The 21,341-nt window shown below is 51.5% G+C and carries 21 protein-coding genes; 6 read left to right on the plus strand and 15 right to left on the minus strand.

The annotated features are described in order from the left end of the window. Positions 1-660, plus strand: a complete 660-nt coding sequence (locus tag JUF13_RS11545) for a DUF1361 domain-containing protein (RefSeq protein WP_203639800.1) — start codon at positions 1-3, stop codon at positions 658-660. A 188-nt stretch (positions 661-848) separates the two neighbouring features. Here JUF13_RS11545 and JUF13_RS11550 read toward each other — a convergent pair whose 3' ends face one another. Together JUF13_RS11550 and murB are read right to left on the minus strand one after the other, a co-directional pair. After that, positions 849-2,981 (minus strand): cation:proton antiporter, encoded by a 2,133-nt coding sequence (locus JUF13_RS11550; protein WP_125765576.1) that lies wholly within the window; start codon positions 2,979-2,981, stop codon positions 849-851. Between the two features lie 30 nt (positions 2,982-3,011). Next, a complete protein-coding gene (gene murB, locus JUF13_RS11555; RefSeq protein WP_203639801.1) occupies positions 3,012-3,926 on the minus strand; it encodes a UDP-N-acetylmuramate dehydrogenase in 915 nt (304 codons plus the stop codon). Positions 3,927-4,121: 195 nt separating this feature from the next. On the opposite strand from murB, the gene JUF13_RS11560 reads away from it, so the two are divergent. The 4 genes from JUF13_RS11560 (at position 4,122) to JUF13_RS11575 (ending at position 6,421) form a co-directional block, all read left to right on the plus strand. Continuing rightward, positions 4,122-4,886: an exodeoxyribonuclease III gene (locus JUF13_RS11560; protein ID WP_203639802.1), complete on the plus strand. Its 765-nt coding sequence runs from the start codon at positions 4,122-4,124 to the stop codon at positions 4,884-4,886. A gap of 43 nt (positions 4,887-4,929) precedes the next feature. Next, positions 4,930-5,466, plus strand: coding sequence for a 3'-5' exonuclease (locus tag JUF13_RS11565; protein WP_203639803.1), 537 nt, complete (start codon positions 4,930-4,932; stop codon positions 5,464-5,466). Positions 5,467-5,627: 161 nt separating this feature from the next. Beyond that, positions 5,628-6,203 carry a DUF2975 domain-containing protein gene (locus tag JUF13_RS11570; protein WP_225893639.1) on the plus strand — a complete coding sequence of 192 codons (576 nt, stop codon included), beginning with the start codon at positions 5,628-5,630 and terminating at the stop codon, positions 6,201-6,203. Positions 6,204-6,217: 14 nt separating this feature from the next. Continuing rightward, the gene (locus JUF13_RS11575) at positions 6,218-6,421 is read left to right on the plus strand and encodes a helix-turn-helix domain-containing protein (protein WP_203639804.1); all 204 of its coding nucleotides are present in this window, start codon (positions 6,218-6,220) and stop codon (positions 6,419-6,421) included. Positions 6,422-6,551: 130 nt separating this feature from the next. Here the strand turns inward: JUF13_RS11575 and JUF13_RS11580 are convergent, their stop codons facing one another. The 5 genes from JUF13_RS11580 to JUF13_RS11600 all read right to left on the minus strand — a co-directional run bounded on the left by JUF13_RS11580 (position 6,552) and on the right by JUF13_RS11600 (position 10,644). Then, positions 6,552-7,568 (minus strand): aldo/keto reductase, encoded by a 1,017-nt coding sequence (locus JUF13_RS11580; protein ID WP_203639805.1) that lies wholly within the window; start codon positions 7,566-7,568, stop codon positions 6,552-6,554. 179 nt (positions 7,569-7,747) lie between these two features. Next, on the minus strand, positions 7,748-8,263 hold the full coding sequence (locus JUF13_RS11585; protein ID WP_203639806.1) for a GNAT family N-acetyltransferase: 516 nt from the start codon (positions 8,261-8,263) through the stop codon (positions 7,748-7,750). Continuing rightward, positions 8,260-8,733 carry a tRNA (adenosine(37)-N6)-threonylcarbamoyltransferase complex ATPase subunit type 1 TsaE gene (tsaE, locus tag JUF13_RS11590; RefSeq protein WP_203639807.1) on the minus strand — a complete coding sequence of 158 codons (474 nt, stop codon included), beginning with the start codon at positions 8,731-8,733 and terminating at the stop codon, positions 8,260-8,262. The genes JUF13_RS11585 and tsaE overlap by 4 nt, the downstream gene beginning before the upstream one ends. A gap of 169 nt (positions 8,734-8,902) precedes the next feature. Continuing rightward, positions 8,903-9,877 (minus strand): phosphate acetyltransferase, encoded by a 975-nt coding sequence (gene pta / locus JUF13_RS11595; RefSeq protein WP_203639808.1) that lies wholly within the window; start codon positions 9,875-9,877, stop codon positions 8,903-8,905. A 47-nt stretch (positions 9,878-9,924) separates the two neighbouring features. Continuing rightward, a complete protein-coding gene (locus tag JUF13_RS11600) occupies positions 9,925-10,644 on the minus strand; it encodes a uracil-DNA glycosylase (RefSeq protein WP_203639809.1) in 720 nt (239 codons plus the stop codon). A gap of 122 nt (positions 10,645-10,766) precedes the next feature. Between JUF13_RS11600 and JUF13_RS11605 the strand changes: the two genes are divergently transcribed. Beyond that, complete coding sequence (locus tag JUF13_RS11605; protein WP_203639810.1) at positions 10,767-11,312, plus strand: LURP-one-related/scramblase family protein; 546 nt, start codon at positions 10,767-10,769, stop codon at positions 11,310-11,312. Positions 11,313-11,355: 43 nt separating this feature from the next. On the opposite strand, the gene JUF13_RS11610 is transcribed toward JUF13_RS11605, so the two are convergent. The 8 genes from JUF13_RS11610 to JUF13_RS11645 form a co-directional block, all read right to left on the minus strand. Then, entirely contained in the window at positions 11,356-13,155 is a 1,800-nt protein-coding gene (locus JUF13_RS11610) for a MucBP domain-containing protein (protein ID WP_203639811.1), read from the minus strand. Between the two features lie 356 nt (positions 13,156-13,511). Continuing rightward, positions 13,512-14,255, minus strand: coding sequence for an amino acid ABC transporter ATP-binding protein (locus JUF13_RS11615; RefSeq protein ID WP_203639812.1), 744 nt, complete (start codon positions 14,253-14,255; stop codon positions 13,512-13,514). A gap of 88 nt (positions 14,256-14,343) precedes the next feature. Continuing rightward, positions 14,344-14,817: an SsrA-binding protein SmpB gene (gene smpB, locus JUF13_RS11620; RefSeq protein WP_125765564.1), complete on the minus strand. Its 474-nt coding sequence runs from the start codon at positions 14,815-14,817 to the stop codon at positions 14,344-14,346. A 15-nt stretch (positions 14,818-14,832) separates the two neighbouring features. Then, entirely contained in the window at positions 14,833-17,238 is a 2,406-nt protein-coding gene (gene rnr, locus JUF13_RS11625; protein ID WP_203639813.1) for a ribonuclease R, read from the minus strand. An 18-nt stretch (positions 17,239-17,256) separates the two neighbouring features. Continuing rightward, positions 17,257-18,000, minus strand: a complete 744-nt coding sequence (locus JUF13_RS11630; protein ID WP_203639814.1) for an alpha/beta hydrolase — start codon at positions 17,998-18,000, stop codon at positions 17,257-17,259. An 88-nt stretch (positions 18,001-18,088) separates the two neighbouring features. Further along, positions 18,089-18,325, minus strand: a complete 237-nt coding sequence (secG, locus tag JUF13_RS11635) for a preprotein translocase subunit SecG (protein ID WP_125575696.1) — start codon at positions 18,323-18,325, stop codon at positions 18,089-18,091. A 95-nt stretch (positions 18,326-18,420) separates the two neighbouring features. Then, positions 18,421-19,977, minus strand: coding sequence for a ClC family H(+)/Cl(-) exchange transporter (locus tag JUF13_RS11640; RefSeq protein ID WP_203639815.1), 1,557 nt, complete (start codon positions 19,975-19,977; stop codon positions 18,421-18,423). Positions 19,978-20,036: 59 nt separating this feature from the next. Beyond that, a complete protein-coding gene (locus JUF13_RS11645; protein ID WP_203639816.1) occupies positions 20,037-21,209 on the minus strand; it encodes an LPXTG cell wall anchor domain-containing protein in 1,173 nt (390 codons plus the stop codon). Positions 21,210-21,341 lie beyond the last annotated feature (132 nt).

Genomic DNA, 21,341 nt, shown 5'->3' on the forward strand with positions numbered 1-21,341 from the left:
ATGGCTATGAATCGGCGAGCCCGGTGGGAAATCCGCGTCTTCTTTGTGGCGTGGCTCATTTTCCTCTATTTTCGCGCGAAGGACCCCTTCTCGTTCTTGGTGCTCAACACCTTTCTAGGCGCCATCCCCATCGAGATCAGCTTTCATCTCGGGGCTAAACGACCGCGCGGCTGGCTATTCTGGCCACTCGTCCTGTTGTGGCTGCTCTTCTATCCCAACGCGCCCTACCTGCTGACCGACCTGTTTCATCTGTCGCTCCTGCAGCCCTACGCCATGAGCGGCCTGCTGCGGGTCACGCCGCACCTGTGGATCTACTTCACCTACATGATTGTCAGTGCCATCAGCTGCTCATTTCTGGGCTTCTGGAGCCTCAATCACGTCAGCCAGGCCATCACCGCGCGGCTGGCCAAGGGCAACGGGATCGCCCGACTGATTGTCGTCTTGCTGCTGACCTTCCTGACCTCGGTCGGCCTGTACATCGGCCGCTTCTTACGGATTCACACGATTTACCTATTCTTAAACCCTGAGCAGTTCATCCGGCCGTTGATGACCATGTGGACGCCGGACATGTGGATCTTCGTGGCCCTGATGACGCTGATTCAGCTATTCTGCTACTGGATCTTGTACCTCATCATGAACAACCGTGACGTGACGGATTAGCTGGAGGTCAGCCCCGTATCCATCACCCACTGCATGATGTTCTCACCTAATAAATAACCCGCAATGGCAACCGTTCGTCCTAGTGACCGGCTGCCATTTTTATTTGAGAACGAAAAAATCGCCCACTCTGATTAATTTCAGAATGAGCGACTACTCTTAAATTTTTAGCAAACACACGACTTGAACGCCTAACCCTCTTCGCTGTTCAGCGACATGACCAGCACGTTCTCGGAATAGTTCACGTACTGCCGGAGATGGGAGGCCATGTTCCAGGTAATGTTGCCGGCTTCCAGCAACGTCTGAATCCCGGTCCGCTCGGCGCCCAGTGCCCGCACCCGCAACTTGTTGATTTGGTGTTGGTAGAGGTCTTCGTGGTCCGGCGCAGTTTCGGCCTTGGCCCGTTCGATTCGGTTCCGGTATTGCACCAGCAAGTGGTACACGGCTTGGTTATCGAACTGGGTCTCATCGACGTCGGAACTGGCCAGGTACTGTGACAGCGCCTTGATGGCCGCCTTCGCAGTTTCCCGTTCAATCAGATTATTCTCGGCGTGTAACCGGTCCGTATCCTCCGAATGCAACCAGTAGGCGGCGTTCCGGAACATATGCTTGAAGAAGACCCGCCAGTAACGCAGAACGCTCGGCATGGTGTGCCCCGCGACCTGGGTCAGCCGGTTCTCAAAATTTTCGATACGCCGGATGGCCCCGACGTAACTGGTCTGGGTAATCTTTTCACCCTTGCGCAGTTCCTTGAGGGACGCCCGTTCACCGGCCAGCGTGACCTCGCGCAGCTTGATTTCATCTTCCAAAACCTTCTGCATCGCGGTATCGGCACGGTAATTCATTTCTAAGCGCCGAATGACAAATTGGTAATCCAAAATCAAGTCATACGCGGCTCGCTGGTTGTTCGGTCGCCGCAGCTCTTCAATCTTAGAAATGGCCAAGCGCATAATGTACGCCCGCGCCTCATCCTCACTGATTTGGCGCACGGTATCGGCGGGAATCTCCTCGCCGTCCTCGTCCAAGTCAATCTCATTGGCATTCTCATCGCTGGCACTCGCCCGCGTTTGCAGGGGCTGCCGCGACGTGGAAATCAATGGCAACGTAATCGTCGCCGCCACCAGACTGATGATGATGACCCCAGAGGCCACGAACAGCATCAGCGACCGCGTCGGAAAGCCGGCCCCGGAGGCAACCGTCATGGGCACGGATAAGACCCCGGCCATGGTCACGGCTCCCCGGACCCCAGAGAGACCGGATAAAATGGACATCCGTATCCCAGGCCGTTCGGAACGTTCCTTGTGATTGAGTCGTTCAAACAGGACGTACCCGTAGGTCCAAACCGTCCGAATCACCACGATGATCACCCAGACCATGAAGGCAAAGAACAGGGCTTGCCAGGTGTTGAACTGGCCACCCTTGATGACCTTCGACGTGGCCACGGGTAACTCGATCCCCAGAATCACGAACACGATACCGTTCAATGAATAGATAATAATATCCCAAACTTTTTCAGTCACTAATTTCAATTCTGGTGAATCTTCGACGATCCGGTTTTCCCGGGCGTGATAGAGTACCCCGGCCGTCACGACGGCAATAACGCCAGAAGCGTGGGTGATTTCTTCGGTTACCAGGTAAACCACAAATGGCGTGGCAATCTGAAGCACGGTGTTAAAGATCACGTCGTCAATCCCTTGCCGGCGCAAAATATCCATCAACAGCTGGATGGCTGTCATGAAGATCAGCCCGGACAGGAAGCCAACGATACTAATGTAGAAGAAGTCACCGACGGCCGTCCCCATGGAGAAGGCCCCGGTCACCGTCGCCGCAATCGCATATTTAAAGGCAATCAGGCCACTGGCATCGTTGATCAGACTTTCCCCACTCACCAGGTGCAGCAGGCTATCTGGTAACTTGGCCTGCTTGGAGATGGACTGCACCGCCACGGGGTCGGTTGGCGACAGAATGGCCGCCAGGGCCAGCGCCACGGTAAAGGGCATCTTGGGAATCAACTCGTAAATCAGGAAGCCGCCCAAGATGGTGGTCAAGAAGACCAGCCAGATGGCGTTGGCAAAGATGGGGCCGCGCAAGCGCCAGAGTTCTTTTCTGGGAAAGCGCCGCCCATCGTTATACAGCAACGGGGCGATGAACAAAAGCAAAAACCAATCAGTTTCCAGTGGGACCTCGAATTTCCAGATTAAGGCAACGAGGAGTCCCAGCGCAATTTGAATCAAACTGACCGGAATAAACGTGAGGTAGTGACTGATAATATTAGAGAATAAAACTAACACGATCAACAGGATCACTGCTTCAACTATAGGCACATAAGGTTCCCCCTTTTGTAATTCGTGTGCTTAGGCCGTGGTCGTCGGTTCTTCACCGATGATGCGGACCTCTGTTTCCAAATGAACTTGATTCTTTTCCCAAATAACGGCCTGGATGTGGTGAATCAGGTCCAGGTAATCCGTAGCTGTGGCGTGGTCGATGTTGACAATGAAGCCGGCGTGCTTGGTCGAAACCTGGGCACCGCCCCACTTCAGGCCCTGCAAGCCGGCCTCTTGAATCAGCTGGCCGGTGTAGTGACCCTCAGGCCGCTTGAAGACACTCCCACAGGATGGTAGCTCTAGCGGTTGCTTGGCTGCTCGCCGGGCATTCAGGTCATCCATTTTTGCTTGAATGGCTTGCCCGTCACCAGGTGTCAACGCAAAGGTCGCCGTCAAGACGATATCATGGTAATCTTGAATCGAGCTGTGACGGTAACCGAAATCGAATTCGGCCTTGGTCAGCGTCCGAATCTCACCGGTTGGCGTCAAGACCTCAGCGGAGAGCGCCACCTCACTGATTTCACCGCCATAAGCACCGGCGTTCATGAAGACGGCGCCCCCGACACTTCCAGGAATCCCGGCCGCAAATTCAAAGCCGGTCAGCGCATGTGCCTGGGCAACTTGGGTCGTCTTGATCAGCGCGGCGCCGGCTTCGGCAGTCACGGTGTTGCCGGTGGTCGTAATCTGATTCATCTTCGTCAGGATCATGACCAGTCCCCGGATGCCGCCGTCACGGACGATGAGGTTGCTGGCGTTACCGACCACGGTGACCGGCAACTTTTCTTCGTTGGCGTAGGCCAGTAAGGACTTGGTTTCTTGAATGTTCGTTGGGAATGCTAAGTAATCGGCAGGTCCCCCAGTCTCGGTGTACGTGTAGTGCGCCAAAGGCTCATCACGTAAGATCTCAATTGCTGGAAATGCCGTTGCTATATCTGCCATCATCATGATTTTCCTCTCGTTCCGCAAAAATTTAAACTTGGTTTTGTTAGTCACTGGGCCAACTGCGATTGCGATCGACCCATTTTTGTCGTCAATAGAATTATTTTACCATGAAACGCCAACCAACCGGGAGAGAACGCTTCAATTACAGCAAATTCTAACTTTTCTGGTATACTAAAATTAGTTAGTTGGAGGTGCGTTATGAAATTTATTTCTTGGAACGTGAATGGCCTACGGGCGATTGTGAAAAAGAATTTCGTCGAGACGTTTAAGGACCTCGATGCCGATTTCTTTGGCATTCAGGAAACGAAGTTACAGGAAGGCCAAATCGACCTCGACCTGCCGGGTTATTATCAATACTGGAACTACGCCGAACGCAAGGGGTATTCGGGAACCGCGCTCTTTACTAAGCACAAGCCGCTGAACGTCCTCTACGGCATCGACGCCCCAGACTTTGACCACGAAGGCCGGACGATTACGCTGGAATATCCTGACTTTTACGTATTGACCTGTTACACGCCCAACTCTGGAAGCGGCCTGAAGCGGCTGGACTTTCGGATGGGCTGGGAAGAAGCCTTCCTGGCCTTCGTCCAAAAGCTAGACGCGAAGAAGCCGGTCATCTTCTGTGGCGACCTGAACGTGGCTCGCACGGAGATCGACCTGAAGAATCCCAAGACCAATCATAAGAACGCCGGGTTCACCGACGACGAACGGGAAAAGATGGCGCACCTCCTGAGTGAAGGCTACACGGACACCTTCCGTTACTTCAACCCAGACGCCACCGAACGCTACTCGTGGTGGAGCTACCGGTTCCACGCCCGCGACAACAACGCCGGCTGGCGGATCGACTACTTCATCACCAGTAACCGCCTGCAAAACCAACTGGAAAAGGCCGAGATCCTAGACCAGGTCATGGGCTCGGACCACTGCCCCGTTGAACTGGACGTTAAGGACCTGACCGTCTAACACTGTTGTTAATCGTCAACCCATAAGAGAGGAAAATGTCCCTGTGAATTTTGTTGCCATGGACTTTGAAACGGCTAGCGGCAAACGCTACAGCGCCTGTTCCCTCGCACTGACCATCGTGCGTGACAGCCAAGTCGTTGATGAGTTTTATTCACTGATCAAACCCGATACCGACTTCTTCTGGCGCAACGTCCAGATTCATGGGATTCATGAACGTGACGTCGCCAATGCCCCCACGTTCCCGGAAGTGTGGGAGCACGTGGCCCCCTTCTTCCAGCGTGATCGGTTAGTCATTGCCCACAACGCCCCATTTGATAACGGGGTCTTGCGGAGCAGCCTGGAGCATTACAACCTGCCGACCGCCCGTTACCTGACGCTGGACACGGTGAAGACCAGTCGGAAGTTCTTCCCGGAATTTCCGAATCACAAACTCAACACCGTTTGCGACGAGTTGAACATTGATCTGCACCATCACCACAACGCGCTGGATGATAGCTTGGCCTGTGCCAATATTCTGTTGTACGAAGCCAACCACTTCGGTACGCAGCCGTTGAAGTCCTTCGTTACGGTGAATGCTTAACATTGAATCGTTCCAAAATTATCAGACTTAGTCGCCACCCTTTTGTGGGTAGCGGCTAAGTCTTTTTTGGTGAAAACTATTTTATTGATTATCAGCTATTGATTATTGTTTATCGATATTGTATTATCGAGTCGTAATAAATTTCAGGGGAGATGTTAACCATGTCGAAATGGTTAAAGTTGGGCATTAATGTTGTCATCATGTTTTTTAGATTTGGGATTGTTGCCGGTTACGTCATGCTGATTTATCCCATCATTTATTTGGCCGATGCGTTTCAAAATCGCACGACCCACGTTATTCTCACTAGTTCTGATTTTCTGCGCTTCTCAAGTAATCACCAAGCCACGTTGGGTGCCGTGCAGAGTTTCCCCAGCTGGTCGTATGCACTGATCATGTCGGTGGGAATCATCCTCTCGGTATGGGCGACAATTAACCTTTTCAGGGCCCTGATTAAGTTGCTCTCGAATATTCGCGACCAGGACTATTTCTCCACCTCAAATGAGTTGGCCCTAACCACGATTATCAAGGCGCAGGTCATGATGCTGCTGGGTGATCTACTATTTGCCAGTGGGAATCAGCTGTCACAAAGCTGGTTGCTGCGGGTGAACAGTGGGGCTTTCTCGGAAACCTGGGAAACCTGTTTCCACGATATCTTTATCATCATCATGCTAGCAGCTATCTACGAAACCTACCGCCACGCAATGCGGGTCAAAGCTGAAAACGATTTGACTGTTTAGGAGGTCGACTTATTGTGGTGAAACTAACTTTAAATGTGGTCATGGCGGAACGCAACATCAGCAGTCAAGAACTGGCCAAGGCCATTGGCATCACGCCGGCCAACCTCTCAATCCTGAAGACTGGCAAGGCCAAGGCCATTCGCTTCAGCACCCTGAGTAAAATCTGTCACGTGCTCGAGTGTCAGCCCGGGGATATTTTGAAATACGTTGACGAATGAGGATGCCAAATGCTCACCAATTAACTGATAGAACATAAAAATCGGACTAACCATTTGTAGAAATGCTTAGTCCGATTTTTTATGTTCAGCGTAGTTAGCCACTGTCTACCTAATTCTTAACGACGGCCAACTATTTAGCGTCCCAATCAATTGGCGATTGTGCGGCCAGAATTGCCTCAATCTGGCCAAGCTCTGCGGGGCTAAACGTCAGGTTGTCCAGTGCCGCCACGTTGTCGACGACTTGCTCCGGCCGGCTGGCACCAATCAGCACACTGGCGATGGCGGGATGCCGCAGGTTCCAGGCCAAGGCCATCTGTGCCAGGCTTTGATTGCGATTGGCGGCGACGGCATTCAAGGCTTTAATCGTTCCCAAAGTCTGTTCAACCTGGGCGGGATGCAGGAACGGAATCGTGGCCTTCTTGGCGCGAGAATCGCTGGGGATGCCGTGCAGATATTTGTTCGTTAATAATCCCTGACACAGCGAACTGAAGGACACGGCGCCCTTCTTCTCGGCGGTCAGTTCTGGCAACACGTCGTCTTCGATTTGCCGGTTCAAGAGGTTGTAACGCGGTTGGTCAATGATAAATGGCGTCTGTAACTCGCGGAAAATTCCAGCCATGACCTTGATCTGCGCCCCACTATAGTTGGATAGCCCCACGTACAGGGTCTTACCCTCACGTACCAATTGGTCCAGGGCCAGCGCCGTTTCAGCCGGATTGGTCTGGGGGTCCGCCCGGTGACTGTAGAAAATGTCAAAGTAATCCAGGCCGGTTCGCCGCAAGCTCTGGTCGGCACTGGCAATGATGCTCTTGCGGGAACCCCAGTTGCCGTAGGGACCGGGCCACATCACGTACCCCGCCTTGCTGGCAATCACCAGTTCATCGCGGTACGGTTTCAAATCCGTCGCCAGCATGTGGCCAAAGTTTGTTTCCGCACTACCCGGTTCCGGGCCATAATTGTTGGCCAGATCAAAGTAGGTGATCCCTAAATCAAACGCCTGGTGGACGATGGCCTTTTGCGTGGCGTAATCATCCACACTGCCAAAGTTGTTCCACAGTCCCAGGCCGATGGCGGAGAGCTTTAAGCCACTGTCGCCGACCCGATTATAAGTCATTTTATCGTAACGCTGTTCATTTGCCTGATACATCCTGCATCCTCCTCAAAGTGTTGTCCTGCTTCAAGGATACCGCTTTCATGGAGACAAAGGAAGCGGTGGTCCGCCTCCTTTTAGTTAAATTTGGCGATGAAAAAAGCGTCCGGGACAACTCCCAGGCGCTCTTGTCGTCTTGATTTTCACTGGCTGAAACGGGTATCAAAAGGCACTCTCTAATCGGCAGCCAGTTGATAAACCATCTCAACCGCTGTCACCCGCTCGCCATCATCATCCGTGACCTTCGTTGGCGGGGTCGTCGTGCGGGTAAAACCTAACTTCTGATACAGCTTCATGGCGGCAACGTTGCGGGTCTGCACAATCAGACCAACTGCCTGCAAGTCACTGGCCGTTTGGGCCCAGTACAGCGCCTCGTCGACCAGGGCCGTGCCAATACCCATGTGCCAATATTTTTTCTCAACGGCAATGCCGAGTTCCCCGACGTTTCCTTGGGGTGTCGGTGCGATTGAGCAGACGCCCAGCAGCGTCTTGCCCAGGCTGGCAACCAACAACAAATGACGCGGACTGCCAGCGATTTGATTGAGCTGGTCGGCTTCCTGCGCGGCACTGACGGGATCGTCGGCGTCGGCCAAGCTGAACGTATCACTCTCCTGCTGGAGCCGGTCTAACAACGCTAATAAATTCTCGGCGTCGGCTGGTTCTGGCAAACGAATGGCGACTTCTTCACTCATTTTTGACTGTCCTCCAACTGCTGCACAATTTTTTCGAAGCGGGCACCCACGGGTTCAAACCGCAACGTCCGCTGATTTTCACCGGCCTCATCGTCGCGTTTGAACACGATGCGCAGGTACTGGGCGGGCAACTCATCTTCAATGAACTGGGACCATTCGACCACGTTCACGCCATCCCCGTTGAAGTATTCATCCAAGCCCAGCTCATCCCCACTACCATCTTCCAGGCGGTACACATCCATGTGGTACAGGGGGATGCGGCCACTCTGATACTCGCGAATAATGGTAAACGTGGGACTCTTAACGTTACGCTTAATCCCTAAGCCGAGCGCCAATCCCTTGGTAAAGGTGGTCTTGCCGGCACCCAGATCACCGTCCAGCAAAATCACATCGCGCGGTTGTAGACTCGGCGCTAAGGCTTGACCCCAGGCCATCGTCTGGTCGGGACTCGTTACGGTCGTTTCAAACATACTGCCATTCCCCTTTTTTCAAAACTGATTTCTCATCCTTTAGCCGTGAGCGTGCCCGTTTTCGGACTGTTCACGACTCACCAGAATAAATAATACCCGGACTGCTAGCAAATAGCAATCCGGGTATCGTTATTTAACACGATTCATTTGTGTCCAGTAAATGAAAAGTTTAAAGTGATTGGGCTGCGGTGATGATGGCAACCTTGTAAACGTCCTCTTCGTTGCAACCACGAGACAAGTCAGAAACGGGCTTGTTCAGGCCTTGCAGGATAGGTCCAATGGCTTCAAAGCCACCGAAGCGTTGGGCGATCTTGTAGCCAATGTTCCCGGATTGTAATTCTGGGAAGACAAAGACGTTGGCGTGGCCGGCAACCTTGGAGTCTGGCGCCTTTTGGGCGGCAACACTTGGCACGAAGGAAGCGTCAAATTGTAATTCACCGTCAACGGCTAAATCAGGCGCCGTTTCGTGGGCAATCTTCGTGGCTTCTTGCACCTTGGTCACCATTTCGCCCTTAGCAGAGCCCTTAGTGGAGAAGCTCAGTAAGGCAACCTTAGGGTCGATGTCAAAGACCTTAGCGGTGTGGGCACTTTCAACGGCGACTTCAGCCATGCCGGCAGCATCTAATTCGATGTTGATGGCACAGTCGGCGAAGACGTAGCGTTCGTCACCTTTTTGCATGATGAAGGCCCCACTGATACGGTGGACGCCTTCCTTAGTTTTAATAATTTGTAAGGCAGGACGAACCGTGTCGCCAGTTGCGTGCACGGCACCAGAAACCATCCCGTCAGCTTGGCCCATGTAGACCATCATGGTCCCGATGTAGTTCGGGTCCTTTAACATTTCAGCGGCTTGTTCAGGCGTGTTCTTGCCCTTCCGCCGTGCAACCAAGGCATCTAACATTTCCTTGTGTTGGTCGGCTGGAATCGTAGCTGGGTCCAACAACGTGACTTGACTCAAGTCAATGTGGTTGTCCTTGGCAGTGGCTTCAACGTCACTTTGCTTGCCTAAAACGACGGACTTGATCAAGCCATCAGCGGCTAAACGGCTAGCGGCACCTAAGACCCGAGGATCTTCCCCTTCAGGGAAAACGATGGTTTTGTTTTGTCCATTAATCTTTTGCTTGAGACTATCAAAAAGTTCCATAGATAATGACCTCCATAAAATATCCCACGAATCAATTCTCTCTCTGTCTATGCTTGGTTGGATGCTGGGCGGGACGCCTCATCTTCGGTAACGTGTTCTGGTAGTTGCCAGTCAATGGGCGTCTCCCCTAATGATGTCAATGCGATGTTGGTCTTGGAAAATGGCTTGGAGCCAAAGAACCCCCGATAAGCGGATAGCGGGCTGGGATGCGGCGCTTGCAACACAATGTTGGTTTGCGTGTCGATCAAACTGATCTTGGACCGCGCGGCACTACCCCACAGGATAAAGACCACGGGCTCGGGTCGTTCCGACAATTTTGCAATCGCAGCGTCCGTTAACCGTTCCCAACCGTGACCTTGATGGGAAAAAGCCTTACCATCACGCACAGTCAGAACGGAGTTAAGTAACAGGACACCTTGCTTGGCCCATTTTTCCAAATAGCCATGGTTAACCGGCTTGATGCCCAGGTCACTCTCGAGTTCTTTGTAAATGTTCTTCAACGACGGTGGAATCGGTGTGCCCGGCCGAACGGAAAAGCTACAGCCATGCGCCTGACCAGGATTATGGTACGGGTCTTGCCCCAAAATAACCACCTTAACCTGACTAAACGGCGTCCACTCGAACGCGGTAAAAATATGATACATGTCCGGATCGATGCGATAGTGCTGATACTCGTCGACCAAGAATTTGCGCAGTTCCTGATAATAGGTCTGCTCAAATTCGGGCTCAAGCACCGGCCACCAGTCATTATGAATAAACGGTTTCATTCCCAACACCTCGCCTTTTATTCTATCATAACGGCCGGCTAAATGATATTATCGAACAGCTTCTGGTGAAACATGTTAGAATGGGTTTAACGAAGTCGATGACGATGCAAAGGAGGAGCCCCATGCGTACACTGTATCTCAATCAGGCCGCGCTGTCCGCCAAGGCGACGACGGTCATCCGCGATACGAATAATCAATCCTGCTATTTGCTCGTGGGTAAATGGGGGCTCAGAGCGGACGTGCTATCGGTCTATACGATTGCCGGGGCACTGGAAGCCGAGGTCAAGCAGGAATCCCTGGGCCTACTGCCAAAATTCCGACTAGTCTATCACCGGCAAACGGTCGGCCGCGTCAGCAAGACCTTTGGCGTGATTCGCGAGGTGCTGTTTGTCCGCGGACTCAACTGGATCATCATGGGCAATATCAGTAGTGGCCATTTCAAAATCACCCATGGTCGGGACCTGATTGCCACAATCGACCAGGTCAGTCAATCCGGTGGGGGCACCACGACGCTAGCCGTAGATCAGCCCGACCATGAAGCCCTGGTCATCTGCCTGGCCGCGATTCTCGACCGCTGGGCCAAGCATCAACATAAGGCGTTGGCTCCGCTGCGAAACCACGCTTGGGCGCCGGCTGCTGGCGACATTGCGCAATTTACGAAAAAATAAAAAAATCGGTATCAGCCAGTCTCCGTGGCCGATACCGATTTTGCTATTTCACGGCTAACACAAGTTTCTTGTTGGCCGTCACATACTTGCCATTAGTCAATTGGAACCGCGTCGTCTTATGGTACGCAACAATCTTTTTGACCTTTAGTTGTTTGCCCTTCTTATAGTGTGCACGCTTCGTCTTAAGCGATTTTTGCTGGTAGGCGTTGACCCCGTTCTTCGCAATCACTTTAACCTTAGCCTGCTTGGTCGCGTAGTACACGCCCGTCACATAACCTGGTTTCGCCGTGATATACCCGGTCTTCCCAGCCGTCTTGGATTTATGATTCACATCTTTGACCTTGTAACGCAGATTGCCCTTCTTGGACTCGGCCGTGCCGGTCACCACAAACATTGGCCGGTTGGCCCGTTTCTGCTTGCTGTACCAGTGTTTGACCGTCTTCTTCGAGAAGTTCTTGGTCTGATACAGGCCAATTTTCTTCGTCGCGTAAACGACGCTGGCGATGGGGGCCACCGTTGCGGCATCCCCACCAGACATCAGGTTGCGTGCGTAGTGGAAGGTCACCGTCTGGGCTTGATCACTAAACGTCCCGTTGACCTGGCCCTCGGTCCGGCTCAACTTGTATCCGGCAAAGCTCAGCTGGTTGGCTTGATAGATTTCACCAACGTCGCCAGTCAACACCTGATTATTGGCCAGTTGATTACCCTTCTCGTCCAGATAACGAACGGTCACGGGCTGGCTCTGCGTCACAGCGGGTGGCGTAACGGTAGGTGGCGTGACCACGGGTGGGGTCGTCGGTTCGATCACCCGATTGACCGGCTGCCAGACATAGGTAACGATACCACTCGGATTGTCCGTCCCGTTATACAGATTGGTAATGTCCTTACCATGAGCGAACTCATCGCCGAGGGGATTTTGAATCGTCCCCTTGCCCACGGCTTGCCACAATCCCGTAAATTCATCCGGAACCGTCTGGGCATCATTCAATTTCGGATCCCCGGCGAAATGGGTCTTCGGGCCAAACGTCACTTGCCCAATCGTGGTCTTGTTGGCAAACATGCTGTACCCCGAAAAGGTTGCCGGTGGCGCAAAGGAATCCAAGCGAATTGTCCGTAGATCAGACCCCGAGAACATGTAGTCGGCACTCTTCAAATTAGTAAACGTCGCATTGGCCAGGTTAATGGCTTGCAAACTAGAATCGCCATTAAACATGGACGTCACGGCCGTTACCAGTCCCGTATCGAAACTCGACAGGTCCAGCTCACTGACCGCTTTGAGACCATAGAACATTCCCCACATCGTCGTCACATTTTTCGTATTAAAGTGGGAAACGTCCAGCGAGGTCAACACTTTGTTGCCGCTCATCTGCAGGAACATTCCCTTCATGGAGGTGGCCGCAGACGTATCGAGTAAATTCAAATTCTCATAGTTGGTCACATTGGGCAACTGCGCAAATAGGTTGGCGGCGTTGGCGGAGGTCTTAATCGGCCCATCCAACACGACCTTGGTCACTAGACCCCCCGCAGCCGTAAGCTCAGCATCGCTGGGAGTCGTGAGTCCCTGCTTTAGCGCAATCTGCTTGGCAAACTGCCCATCGTTCGTTCCGGCCCCACTGGCCGGTGGCATCGGTTCATCGGCCAAGGTCCCAGCACCTAAATGAAGAACCCCACTAGTTGATAACGTCCAGTGAACGCCATAGTCGCCTTCATACTGGATATCATCTTTCGTTGTTGCGGCCTGTGCAGTCACAACCGGTGCTGTCTGCGGCAAAACAACCATACTGACGGGTTGGGCCATTCCTAAGGTCAATCCTGCTAATAAAATCATCGCTTGTAACTTCATAAGTCTTCCCCTCCTCAAGGTTCGTTTATCGTTTTACTTTTGGTTCAAAAGTCCCTCTGGCCATGAATCGCCCGTCAAAAAAGCAATGATTAAAATACGTTGCTACATTGCCAAGTACAGCCTTAAATTAGTAACGCTTGATTTAATTTCGCTTCAAATCATATGCATTAGTGAATATATTTACCAGATATATAATAGCACATAGTAGAAACTAATGAAACCGTTATTATTCGTAACTTTTTTAAGTCTTGAAATATTCGTGATAAACAGGACTACATCAGCATTCACATTAGTTTTGTCACTTACCGAAGTCACCAAAAAATCCGCTCTGGAATTAACCAGAACGGATTTTTTGTCTAAACGTTAAGCACTTTATTTAAGAATTCCTGTGTCCGCGGATTCTGCGGATGGTCAAACACCTCTGTGGGAGTCCCTGCTTCTTGGATAATCCCCTCATCCATGAAGGCCACGCGGTCGGCCACGTTCTTGGCAAAGCCCATTTCGTGGGTCACAACGACCATGGTCATGCCACCTTCGGCCAGGTCCTGCATGACTTGCAAGACGTCCCCCACCATTTCGGGATCCAGTGCCGAGGTCGGTTCATCGAACAGCATGATTTCGGGTTCCATCGCCAGTGCTCGTGCAATCGCCACCCGCTGTTGCTGGCCGCCGGATAACGAATGGGGCATCGCCTCAGCCTTATCTTCCAGGCCAACCTGCTGGAGGAGCTTTTCGGCCCGCTCTTTAGCGGCGGCTTTACTCAGGCCTTTCAACTGAACGGGGCCCAGCGTTACGTTCTGGAGCACGGACAAATGGGGGAACAAGTTAAAATGCTGAAATACCATCCCGATGTTCTCACGAATCTGATTCAGATTGACTTTCGGGTCACCAACCCGTTGGCCTTCCACCCAGACCTCGCCGCTAGTAATCTGCTCCAGCCCATTTAGACAACGGAGAAAGGTACTCTTTCCGGAACCCGAGGGCCCAATCATGCAGAGAACTTCCTGGGACTGGACATCGAGTGTGATGCCTTTCAAAACTTCATTTTGACCAAAGGCCTTGTGCAGGTCCTTGACCCGAATCTTTGGTGCAGTTGTCATTAAATTAACCTCCCAATAAAAACCTATCCCAATTGACGTAAAAAGGGACAGCCGAACCAACCAAGTTCTGCTGTCCCCTTATAAATGACTAGTAACGCTTCATGACCCGCGCAATCTCTCGGTCTTGTTCCCGCCGTTTGATTGTTTGGCGCTTGTCATATTCTCGTTTCCCATGGGCAACCCCAATTAACACCTTCGCAAATCCATGCTTCAGGTACATCTTCAACGGAATCAGGGTAACCCCTTTATCCATTGTCGCTTGACCTAACCGCCGAATTTCCTTCTTGTGTAACAGGAGTTTCCGATTCCGTAACGGATCGTGGTTGAATCGGTTTCCCTGAACGTACTCACTGATGTGCACGTTCATCATCCACGCTTCGTTGTTCCGAATCTGGGCGAACCCATCTTGCAGGTTGACCCGCCGTTCACGCAACGATTTGATTTCCGTCCCCGTTAAAACGAGTCCGGCTTCAACCGTTTCCGTGACTGCGTAGTCATGCCGTGCCTTCCGGTTCTGAGCTAAAACGTTATCTGGTGTTTTCTTGGACTTTTTTTTCGCCAAGTTCAGTCACCTCGCTTAGTGCCGACCACCTTGTGAATTGTTGCGGTGTTGGCCGCCACCATTGTTGTTACTCCGGTGTTGGCTATTATTCCCGCCACGTTGGTTCGATGATCGCTGATTCCCGTTCTGGTGATTGCCACCATTACGGTTACCACCGTGATTATTACCATTACTATGACCACCATTGTTGCTCCGGCCGTGGAAGTTCCCGCCACGAGAGCGGTGTTCACGGTGTGGTAATAAATCACTAGTTGGTGTTTTTTCTGGATTTAATAGTTCAAAGTCAATTTCACTTTGTTCCTTATCGACGTGGATAACCTTAACCCGAATTTCTTGACCGATCCGGTAAGTCCGACGCGTGTTGCGCCCAACTAAGGCCAGATACTTTTCAACATATTCGTAGTAGTCATCCTGCATCCGACTGATGTGAATCAACCCTTCGATGGTGTTTGGCAATTCGACAAACATCCCGAATTTCATGACGGAACTAACCACGGCGTCAAATTCTTCGCCGACGTGGTCAGCCATGTATTCAGCCATCTTCATGTCGTTGGTATCACGTTCAGCATCGATGGCGCGACGTTCAGCTTCGGACGTGTGAATCCCGATCTCTTCCAAAATTGGGGCAAACTTTTCCTTGCTGCTATCGCCGGTACCGTGGTCCTCGTAGTAATGAATCATCCGATGAACCATGGTATCTGGGTACCGCCGGATTGGTGACGTAAAGTGGGTGTAGAACTCAGCACCCAACCCAAAGTGACCCAGGGACTGATCAGCGTAACGGGCTTGCTTCAAGCTCCGTAACATCATCACAGAAACCATGGCTTCTTCAGGCTTACCCGCAACCTGCTTCAGAATACCTTGCAACATCTTTGGCCGTAAGTGATCGGCATCACCCTTAACGTTGATCCCGAAGGCCGTTAAGAATTCAAAGAAGCTCCGGACACGGTCGCCATCTGGCGTTTCGTGGACCCGGTATAAGAAAGGTACCTTGGCACGGAAGTAGTGTTCCGCAACCGTTTCGTTAGCTGCCAACATGAAGGATTCAATCATCCGTTCGGAGATTCCACGTGTCCGTAACTTAACGTCTACGGCGTGGCCCTTGTCATCGACAATGATTTCAGCTTCGCGGTCATCAAAATCAATGGCCCCACGACGCTTACGGTGCTTAACCAAGATTTTGTGCAACTCGCCCATAGCTTCAAACATTGGGACAAGTGACTTGTAACGGTCCATGGTCAATGGATCATGAGCTTCCAAGATTTGGTTAACGGCCGTGTAGGTCATTCGCGCCTTAGAACGCATGACAGATGGGTGAATCCGGTGCTTAACCACGTTCCCGGAGTCATCAATTTCCATGTCACAACTCATACATAACCGCAATTCGCCCTCGTTTAAGGAACAAATCCCGTTAGATAAGCGCCGTGGCAACATTGGAATAACCCGGTCGGTCAGGTAGACACTGGTCCCCCGCTTGTAGGCTTCCTTGTCCAGAATTGAATCCTCTTGAACATAGTGGGAAACGTCCGCGATGTGGACCCCTAAATGATAGTTTCCGTTAGGCAATTTCCAAACGGTAACGGCATCATCCAAGTCTTTGGAAGACTCGCCATCAATGGTGACCAAGTCTTGATCCGTAATGTCTTCACGGCCAGCCATTTCTTCGGGCAGCACGTGATCCGGAATCTCATCAGCGGCCTGCATGACCTCTTCCGGGAATTCAGAAGGAATGTTGTGTTGGTACACAATCTGTAAGATATCGATACCAGGGTCATCAACACTCCCAATAACTTGCTTGGCAATCCCAACCATGGCATCTGGATGCGCATCGCTTGGGTATTCGGTGATTTCAGCCGTCACGACTTCACCTGGGGTAGGGTTCAGCCCAACAGCGGTCACGTAGAACTTGTACTTCATGACCTTCTTGTCCGTTAAACGAACCTGACCCAAATAACCGTTATCGTCTTCGGTCTTGAAGAATTCACCAACAACTTGTTCGTAGTGGTGTTCAACAATTTCCGTGACCTTACCTTCAGGTCCCTTGCCGCTACGAGGATCCCCCGCGCGAACAATTTCGATCTTAACGGTATCGCCGTTCAGGGCCCGTAACGTGTTGTTAGGCGCGATGTAGGCATCCGGTTCAATCTTGTTTTCATCATATGCGACAAAGCCAAAGCCCTTGTCGTTACCGTGGAAAATCCCGGTCAACGTCCGTTGGCTAGGATCCAATTGAAAATGACCGTGGTCCGTTACTTGGACAAGACCGTCGCGTTCCAATTGTGCTAACTCCTGCACGATCAGCTTAAAAGCCGCTGAGCCGTGGTAGTGGAGTGCATCCGAAATATCTTCAACTGTGTAGCTTTGTTCCGAATGGGACCGGAAGAAAGCTGTTAAATCTGTTTTCAATGTATTTTCTTGCACTATCGATTCCTCGTTATTTTAAAAGATTGTTTGTAGATAAGCTAAAATGTCCGTTTCTAATGCGCGGTGTGCGGTGTTCACGGTTAACACGTGACCCGCTCCTGCGTATTCGTGAAAATCAACTTGGTCGGCCGGATAAGCCTCCGCCAACCATTTACCCGAACGGGAATCGATCATGTGATCCGCATCCCCCTGGGCAATGAAGACGGGTTGCTTCACCCGGTCTAAATGCGTCGCCGTAGTATCAGCGAACGCCTGAATGGCCATCAACTGCGCGTTCAAATGGTCTTTCAACCACGCCACGCGTTGTTCTTGGTCATCCCCCGTAATGTTCTGTTCCCGGTAGCTGGCACGAGCCATTTCAATAAATGACGCCGGAACGTTGGTTTGTCCCCGGTAGATCACGGGGGAGGCAATCGTCCCACCACCGAGAAGTTCAGGATGTTCCTGTAGGGCTCGCGTCGCAAACAAGCCACCTAACGACAAGCCGAAAATGGCAATCCGCTCGTAACCACGTTGCTTTAACAAAGCAATCGCGTCCTCAGTGTCCTGCCACCACTGCTTCGGTGAGCCCAGTCGTAAAACATCGGCTGGGTCCCCCGTAGCGTGGCCAGTAAAAATTGGCGCTAACACGGTGTATTTTTCACTCTGCAGCCGTCGCGCCAGAATTCTCATGTCATTGGAGCTCCCGGAATAAGCGTGCAGTAGAATCACTGCTTGAGGCCCCTGCTCGAAAAAGAGCGGGGTTGGTTTTCGAATCATGTAAAACCACCACTTTCCGCTATTTTTGACTCGGGTAGTCTGTAAAAAAGCCCCCTGTAACTAACAAACAGGAGGCCCACATTCTACTCTAGTGTGAAGATAAATAAACCAAAGCCATTGCCAGCCCAAAGAATAAGGCACCCAAAACAACGGTCACTTTTTGCATGAAAGCTTCGAAGCCACGAGGCTTAGCCTTTGCAAATAAGTCGTCCGCACCACCAGATAAAGCGGATAACGCGTCGTTGGTCTTAGCAGGCTGCATCATTACCGCAATGATAATCAAAACAGCAACAATTAAAATACAGGTCATTAAAAAGTTATACACGAATTTGCCTCCTACCTATCGAATAGGTCTAATAGGTCTAACTATACCTTACCAATTTATCATAGTCAGCCACTTTTTACCAGCCCCCTGCTTGGTTAATCGGCCAAATGTGGGTGAGAATCGTTTAACTGGGTAAGCTGTTGGCGGACAAAAGCCCGATTACGCTGATACGTGAAGATTAATAACGTATCACCAGCCCGTAAGATGGTATCACCTCGCGGAATCACGGACCGCTCGCCCCGTTGAACGCTGACCAGCAATGACCCCTTAGGCCAAACCAAATCGCGGACCTGCCGACCAGCTAGGCCGGAACCTTCACTCACCGCAAACTCAATGCGATCCGTCGGCCCTGCCGTCTTGGCTTCGGCTGGCGCCACCATCTGCTGGAGCATTGCCTCGTAAATTGGCGCGCCACCCAGGACATCGACGGTGATGTACGCCACAATGGCAACCACGGCCAATGGCATCAGGTGATGCAAGGTCCCCACCATTTCGGTAATCAGTAAGATGGCCGTAAATGGTGCTTTGGAGATTCCCGCAAAGTAACCGGCCATGGCGTAAATAATCAGATTGGCCACGTACATTTTCGGTAACCAGCCCACCAAGACGAATGACTGGGCACCAATCGCGCCCAGTAAGGCGCCTAACGCTAGAATGGGTAAGAAGATCCCACCAGGAAGGCCAGAACTGTAACTAATCGTAGAAAAACAGAAACGCAAAATGAAGTAACCAATCAATGGCAGTAACAACGGTGTGTGCTTTGCAAACAGAACGATCATTTGGTTCCCACCGCCAAGCGCAACCGGCCATAACAGACCGATGGGGATGACTAACAGGAACGGAATGATGCCATCAAGGTGCTGAGGTAGCCACTTGAGCTTAGCGTACCAATTACCACCATTTAACGTCGCCCACTGATACACGTAACCCAGTAAGCCTAAGCCCACCCCTAAAATCAGCAATAGCCAATAATATCGCAGGGGCAACGCCTGTTGGTAGTTAATGTGAAGCACTGGCGTTAAGCCAAAGAACTCATTTGAAACAAAGTTGGCAACGACGGCACTGGTCAGCGACGTGAGCCAAACCAGTGTCGAGAAATTATGGTAAACCTCTTCCAAAATAAACAACGTCGACGCAATCGGCGCATTAAACGCGGCTGACAGACCAGCTGCGGCCCCACCGGCAATCAATAAGCGGCGTTGACTGCCCTTCAGGTGTAGTCCTTCGGCGACCCCTTGAGCGACGGTCCCACCCAATTGAATGGATGGCCCTTCCCGTCCCAGAAACAGCCCGGATCCAATGCCCAGAATCCCACTGACAAACTTCTTCCACAGAACCGGCCACCAAGCATAGTCCATTTCGCCGGCCAGTTGCCCTTCAATTTGGGGAATCCCAGAACCCTTGATCATGGGAGATTCCTTGGTCCAGTGACCAATCAAAACAGCAATGGCAACCAGCAAGATTGCCCATGGAATGAGCCACCACGGGTTCTGTCCAAGCCAGCCGTACATTACCTGCATAAACTTGAGAAGGTGCTCTATGGCCAAACGAAACGTGCTGACGACGACCCCAGCAAGTAGGCCGACCACGCTACCGAAAAAGATGGCGTTGAGTCGTGTGAGATCATGTTGGGTACGGTGCTGACGTTTCATTAGGCGATTCCTCCGGTATTTTTAGTCTAATAACTAGTTTATCACAAAATGTTGTCAGACTAACGACGAATCCGCCGGTATCCAGTTAGACCGGTAAGCCCTAGAAGGGCGCTAGCGCCGTACCACGCCAATGGAAGCGTTTGTTCGTCTGTTTGAGGTAACTGCGTCGTTTTTGTCGATTGCGTTGGCTTCGCAATACGTCCTGGCTGCTGAGCCTTAGTCGACTGGGTCCCAGCCGGACGACGATGAGCCGTTTGAGACTGATGCTCCTGCTGAACTGGTCGCTTAATGGACTTATCTGGCGTAACGTTTGCCGTCACCGGATGCCACCAGTCCGCAGCCCCTTGATGGCTCAGCGGATGATTAACCACCTGTAATTGTGGCAAGGTACTGGTGCTGGGGGCGGTGGTTAGCGTAGGCACTGGCTTCTTACCTGGCCGTGAAACAGTGGCCAAAGCCGTTTGCCCGATTGGGTGCGTGATTGTGGGTACTTGAACAGGCCTAGGATGTGGCGTTGGTGCCTGCGGTGTACTTGGTTTGGTTTGCGGTTTCGATGGCGCTGGCGGCTTAGGAATGGCTACCACGTCCTTATCACCGCCAGTGTTTGGTTGTTTGGCGGGCTTGTCTGGTTCTGAATTCGTTCCTGGTTTCGGTTCTGGTTGCGGCTTCGGTTTTGGCTTCGGATTTTGTGGCTTCGGTTCACCACCCGCCATTCCATTAGAATGGTCCGTAGAAATAGCCTTCACCTTAATCTTCCAATCTTCCTCCTTCGACAGCACTATCTTTTCCACATCCTTAACGTTGATCAGCTCATATCCCTTCGGCACTTCCAAACGTAGTCGTCCACCAAGTGATAGTTTGGGGTCCGACTCTCTTGCATAAATTTGTTCCCCTTTTTCAGTAACAAACGCCAAATGAACATTTACCAATGTCATGGTGCCATTATACAAGACCGTTTGTATGCCATTAGCTCCGGAATGAACTTCTGGCGATAGTCTTTGCAACTCAGGTAGGTACGTTACTTCATCTCCCGCTTCGAGCCGTTGTGTTTCCCTTTTATAGAGCCTAGTCTCTGCTTTAGAGTTCCCCTCATCAATGGCATTTATCCTGTGCTCCACAGTCACCAATTTAGCCAACGCCACCGAGCCCCCAAAAGCCCCAGCACCACCCATCCCCACAGTAAAGCCACTAACCATCAACAGCATGACGCGCAATCTTGTAAAATTCATCATTGTAATTCCCCCTCGTTAAAGTTAACTCCGTAAGAAATCGCCTATTATTTTATTTTTCGCGCAAGTTTTTCAAATTCTTTTTCACGCACAAAAAATTATGTAAAAAAAGAAGCAGGCCCATCGCTGGACTTG

Source organism: Levilactobacillus wangkuiensis, assembly GCF_016861605.1.
GTDB lineage: Bacteria > Bacillota > Bacilli > Lactobacillales > Lactobacillaceae > Levilactobacillus > Levilactobacillus wangkuiensis.

Bases quoted from the DNA above. Each gene is read 5' to 3' on its own strand.
- JUF13_RS11560 (WP_203639802.1), top strand. From the start codon at position 4,122: ATGAAATTTATTTCTTGGAACGTGAATGGCCTACGGGCGATTGTGAAA.
- JUF13_RS11585 (WP_203639806.1), bottom strand. From the start codon at position 8,263: ATGAGTGAAGAAGTCGCCATTCGTTTGCCAGAACCAGCCGACGCCGAG.
- JUF13_RS11615 (WP_203639812.1), bottom strand. From the start codon at position 14,255: ATGACAACTGCACCAAAGATTCGGGTCAAGGACCTGCACAAGGCCTTT.
- JUF13_RS11600 (WP_203639809.1), bottom strand. From the start codon at position 10,644: ATGAAACCGTTTATTCATAATGACTGGTGGCCGGTGCTTGAGCCCGAA.
- JUF13_RS11640 (WP_203639815.1), bottom strand. From the start codon at position 19,977: ATGAAACGTCAGCACCGTACCCAACATGATCTCACACGACTCAACGCC.
- JUF13_RS11630 (WP_203639814.1), bottom strand. From the start codon at position 18,000: ATGATTCGAAAACCAACCCCGCTCTTTTTCGAGCAGGGGCCTCAAGCA.
- JUF13_RS11580 (WP_203639805.1), bottom strand. From the start codon at position 7,568: ATGTATCAGGCAAATGAACAGCGTTACGATAAAATGACTTATAATCGG.
- murB (WP_203639801.1), bottom strand. From the start codon at position 3,926: ATGATGATGGCAGATATAGCAACGGCATTTCCAGCAATTGAGATCTTA.
- JUF13_RS11645 (WP_203639816.1), bottom strand. From the start codon at position 21,209: ATGATGAATTTTACAAGATTGCGCGTCATGCTGTTGATGGTTAGTGGC.
- JUF13_RS11545 (WP_203639800.1), top strand. From the start codon at position 1: ATGGCTATGAATCGGCGAGCCCGGTGGGAAATCCGCGTCTTCTTTGTG.
- JUF13_RS11610 (WP_203639811.1), bottom strand. From the start codon at position 13,155: ATGAAGTTACAAGCGATGATTTTATTAGCAGGATTGACCTTAGGAATG.
- JUF13_RS11570 (WP_225893639.1), top strand. From the start codon at position 5,628: ATGTCGAAATGGTTAAAGTTGGGCATTAATGTTGTCATCATGTTTTTT.
- JUF13_RS11605 (WP_203639810.1), top strand. From the start codon at position 10,767: ATGCGTACACTGTATCTCAATCAGGCCGCGCTGTCCGCCAAGGCGACG.
- tsaE (WP_203639807.1), bottom strand. From the start codon at position 8,733: ATGTTTGAAACGACCGTAACGAGTCCCGACCAGACGATGGCCTGGGGT.
- pta (WP_203639808.1), bottom strand. From the start codon at position 9,877: ATGGAACTTTTTGATAGTCTCAAGCAAAAGATTAATGGACAAAACAAA.